The organism is Salinicola sp. (assembly GCF_982684285.1).
The window spans coordinates 1-4,172 of sequence record NZ_CEXLVS010000307.1 but is presented as its reverse complement, the minus strand read 5'-3'; the positions used below and the strand labels follow the sequence as shown (position 1 = coordinate 4,172).

The 4,172-nt window shown below is 62.0% G+C and carries 5 protein-coding genes; 4 read left to right on the top strand and 1 reads right to left on the bottom strand.

What is annotated here, in order from left to right:
• The 4 genes from AC3AYF_RS18765 to AC3AYF_RS18750 all read left to right on the top strand — a co-directional run.
• Positions 1-222: co-chaperone GroES (locus AC3AYF_RS18765; RefSeq protein WP_487780177.1), on the top strand; the 222-nt coding region annotated here is incomplete at its 5' end.
• Positions 223-280: 58 nt separating this feature from the next.
• Entirely contained in the window at positions 281-1,924 is a 1,644-nt protein-coding gene (groL, locus tag AC3AYF_RS18760; RefSeq protein WP_487780176.1) for a chaperonin GroEL, read from the top strand.
• 151 nt (positions 1,925-2,075) lie between these two features.
• Positions 2,076-2,804, top strand: a complete 729-nt coding sequence (locus tag AC3AYF_RS18755; RefSeq protein ID WP_487780175.1) for an RNA methyltransferase — start codon at positions 2,076-2,078, stop codon at positions 2,802-2,804.
• Positions 2,805-2,884: 80 nt separating this feature from the next.
• A complete protein-coding gene (locus AC3AYF_RS18750; protein ID WP_298845941.1) occupies positions 2,885-3,268 on the top strand; it encodes a hypothetical protein in 384 nt (127 codons plus the stop codon).
• A gap of 137 nt (positions 3,269-3,405) precedes the next feature.
• Here AC3AYF_RS18750 and AC3AYF_RS18745 read toward each other — a convergent pair.
• Positions 3,406-4,172, bottom strand: a 767-nt coding sequence (locus AC3AYF_RS18745) for a S1 RNA-binding domain-containing protein (RefSeq protein WP_487780174.1), incomplete at its 5' end; no start/stop codon positions are given.

Below are 4,172 nucleotides of genomic sequence, written 5' to 3'. Positions count from 1 at the left end.
ATCGTGCTTCCGGGCAGTGCCCAGGAGAAGCCGACACGCGGTGAAGTCCTGGCAGTGGGCAATGGCCGTATCCTCGAGAGCGGCGAAGTTCGCGCACTGGACGTCAAGGTTGGCGACACCGTGATTTTCAAGGAAGGCTTCGGCGTCGAGAAACAGAAGGTCGACGGTGAAGAAGTCCTGATCATGAGCGAAAGCGACATCCTGGCCGTCGTCGAAGGCTGATCGGCCGAAGCTAGACGATTCATCACGATTTCACGCATTACATTAGGAAGATCGAACAATGGCAGCTATACAAGTCAAGTTCTCTGATGATGCTCGCAAGCGCATGGCACGTGGCGTCAACGTTCTCGCCGACGCGGTAAAGGCGACGCTCGGGCCGAAAGGTCGTAACGTCGTACTGGAGAAATCCTTCGGCTCGCCGACCGTCACCAAGGACGGCGTTTCCGTGGCCAAGGAGATCGAACTGAAGGACAAGTTCGAGAACATGGGCGCCCAGATGGTCAAGGAAGTCGCCTCCAAGACTTCCGATGCCGCGGGTGACGGTACCACCACCGCCACCGTACTGGCCCAGTCCATCGTCAACGAAGGGCTGAAAGGCGTCGCCGCCGGCATGAACCCGATGGATCTCAAGCGCGGCATCGACAAGGCCGTCGTCGAGGCCGTCAAGCATATCCAGGCGCTCTCCGTACCCTGCACCGACGCCAAGGCGATCGCTCAGGTCGGTACCATCTCCGCCAACGGAGATGCGCGCATCGGTGAGATCATCGCCGAAGCGATGGAGAAAGTCGGCAAGGAAGGCGTCATCACCGTCGACGAAGGTCGCGGCTTCGAGGACGAGCTGGAAGTCGTCGAGGGGATGCAGTTCGATCGCGGCTATCTCTCCCCGTACTTCGTCACCAACCAGGACACCATGGCGGTCGAGCTCGAAGACCCCTATCTCCTGCTGGTCGACAAGAAAGTCTCGAACATCCGCGAACTGCTCCCGGTACTGGAAGCCGTCGCCAAGGCCGGCAAGCCGCTGGCGATCATCGCCGAAGACATCGAAGGCGAAGCGCTGGCGACGCTGGTCGTCAACAACATGCGCGGCATCGTCAAGGTGGCTGCGGCCAAGGCGCCCGGCTTCGGCGATCGTCGCAAGGCCATGCTGCAGGACATCGCGATCCTGACCGGCGGCACCGTGATCTCCGAAGAAGTCGGTCTCAGCCTCGAGCAGGCCAACCTCGACCACCTGGGCAGCGCCAAGCGCATCACCATGTCCAAGGAGAACACCACCATCATCGATGGTGCCGGCGTCGAATCCGACATCGAATCGCGTGTCGCACAGATCCGCGCGCAGATCGAAGAGACCTCTTCCGACTACGATCGCGAGAAACTGCAGGAACGCGTCGCCAAGCTGGCCGGCGGCGTTGCCGTGATCCGCGTCGGTGCGGCGACCGAGTTCGAGATGAAGGAGAAGAAGGCTCGCGTCGAAGACGCCCTGCACTCCACTCGCGCTGCGGTCGAGGAAGGCGTCGTGCCTGGTGGCGGTACCGCCATGGTTCGCGTCCTGACCCTGATCCAGGGCCTGACCGGTGACAACGAAGACCAGACCCACGGTATCGCCATCGCGCTTCGCGCCATGGAATCCCCGCTGCGCCAGATCGTCACCAACGCAGGCGAAGAGGCTTCCGTCATCGTCAATCGCGTCAAGGAAGGCGAAGGCAACTTCGGCTACAACGCGCAGACCGGCGAATACGGCGACCTGTTCGAAATGGGTGTCCTCGATCCGGCCAAGGTGACACGCACCGCGCTGCAGTCCGCGGCTTCCGTCGCCGGCCTGATGATCACCACCGAAGCCATGGTGGCCGAAGATCCGGACGACGCACCGGCAGGTGGCGGCGCTCCGGACATGGGCGGCATGGGTGGCATGGGCGGCATGATGTAATCACTGCCCCGCCATCGCCTGATCCTTTCAGGTATCATGGAAAGCCCCGCCTTCTGGCGGGGCTTTTTTGTTGCCGAGTCGGCTGGGCCTTCGGCTCGCCCGGAAGCCTTCGGCGACACCCCGAATTCTTGCCCGCAGGAGTTTTTCGCGCATGCTGGATCGCATTCGCATCGTTCTCGTCCAGACGTTCCACCCCGGCAATATCGGTGCCAGCGCGCGCGCGATGAAGACCATGGGCCTGAGCGACCTGGTCCTGGTCGCCCCACGCCAGTTTCCCGATGAGGAGGCCACCCGCCTTGCCGCTGGCGCTGCCGATCTCATCGAGGGTTGTCGTGTCGTCGACTCCCTGTCGGCGGCGATTGGCGACTGCGTACAGGTCATCGGCGCCAGCGCCCGACTGCGCAGCCTGCCACTGCCCTGCTACCATGAACCGGACCAGATGGCCGCCGAACTGTGGCGCCGCCTGCCGGAGGGGCCGGTCGCCATCGTTTTCGGGCGGGAGCGATATGGATTGACCAACGAGGAGATCGGCCACTGCACGCATCAGCTGAACATCCCTGCCAACCCGGACTATGGCGTGCTCAACCTCTCCCAGGCCGTGCAGATCGTGGCCTACGAGGCGTTCCGCCAATCCCGTATCCAGGGGGAAGCACGGCAGATGCCCAAGGCCAATGGCCCTTATCCGACGATGGAGCAACTGGACCACTTCTACACCCACCTGCACCGCGCCTTGGACAGCGCCGGATTCCTGACGCAGCCCCACGCCAGGACCGAGGCTCACCTCCGCGCACTGTTCACCCGCGCCGAGCCCAGTCGCAAGGAGCTTTCGATTCTGCGTGGTGTACTCAATGCACTGGAAGGTTCAAGCCGAGACGGCTAGATCAGCAGGCAAAGTCCTTTGACAGTCAGACCGGCCAGATAGAGAATGGGAATCGATCTCATCAAAAAGCGATGACGGCGATGACCTCCGAACGCTCCCAGCTCTACTACACCTGCGTCTTTCTTCAGGTCTCCTTCCAGGCCATCGAGAGCTCGGTCATGACCCGGAGCGATGACAGCAGCCGCTGCTGGCTGGACGCACAGACCCTGCAGATGCTGCTGGGCGAACTGCAACGCTGCCGCCGCAGTGCCTCACCGTTCAAGCCCGTCCACGCACCGCTCGAGGAGGCGATCTACCACTGCGGTCTGTTGATGGCGCAGTGCCCCGGCGCCCTCGACCAGCGCCTCTGCCGACACCATCTCCAGGCCATCGGCGCTCCGCTGGGGCAAGCGGTCCGGCACCTTTCCGTCACCCATCAGCCACCCACTTCGTCGCCACGCTTCCGAACCTGGTTCGGCCGCTGATCTCGGCACCGAGGCCACGCGTTTTCCATCAATCTTCCGAGCGTTGCCAGCGGCTGGCACGGTCGGCTGAACGGCGGCACCAAAAAAAACAGCGCCCGTAGGCGCTGTTTTTGTTCGGCAGGACCGGATTCGATGAATCAGTCCTGGCCCATCTGCTGCTTGATCAGATCACCGATGGTGGTCGGGCCGTTGGGCTCGACATCCTGATCGCGCAGTTTACCCATGCTGCGACGCGTATCGACCTGATCCTTGGCTTTGATGGAGAGGTTGATGACGCGGCTCTTGCGATCCACGTTGACGATCTTGGCTTCGACGCTATCGCCTTCGTTCAGCACGTTGCGCGCATCTTCGACGCGATCGGCGCTGATCTCGGACGCCTTGAGCACGGCCACGACGTCAGTCGCCAGCTCGACATGGGCTTCCTTGGCATCGACTTCGATGATGCGGCCAGTGACCACGGCACCCTTGTCGTTGACAGCCAGGAACTCGGAGACCGGATCGGACTCGAGCTGCTTGATACCCAGCGAGATGCGCTCACGCTCCGGATCGATCGACAGGATGACCGCTTCCGCTTCATCGCCCTTCTTGAACTGACGAACGGCTTCTTCGCCGGTCTCGCTCCAGGAGATGTCCGAGAGGTGAACCAGACCGTCGATGCCGCCTTCCAGGCCGATGAAGATACCGAAATCGGTGATCGACTTGATGGTGCCGGCAACACGGTCGCCCTTGTTGTAGCGACCGCTGAAGTCTTCCCACGGGTTGGTGGTGCACTGCTTGATACCCAGGGAGATACGACGACGCTCTTCGTCGATGTCGAGAATCATGACTTCGACTTCGTCACCGACCTGAACCACCTTGGACGGATGGATGTTCTTGTTGGTCCAGTCCATTTCGGAGACGTGAA

Bases quoted from the DNA above. Each gene is read 5' to 3' on its own strand.
- groL (WP_487780176.1), top strand. From the start codon at position 281: ATGGCAGCTATACAAGTCAAGTTCTCTGATGATGCTCGCAAGCGCATG.
- AC3AYF_RS18755 (WP_487780175.1), top strand. From the start codon at position 2,076: ATGCTGGATCGCATTCGCATCGTTCTCGTCCAGACGTTCCACCCCGGC.
- AC3AYF_RS18750 (WP_298845941.1), top strand. From the start codon at position 2,885: ATGACCTCCGAACGCTCCCAGCTCTACTACACCTGCGTCTTTCTTCAG.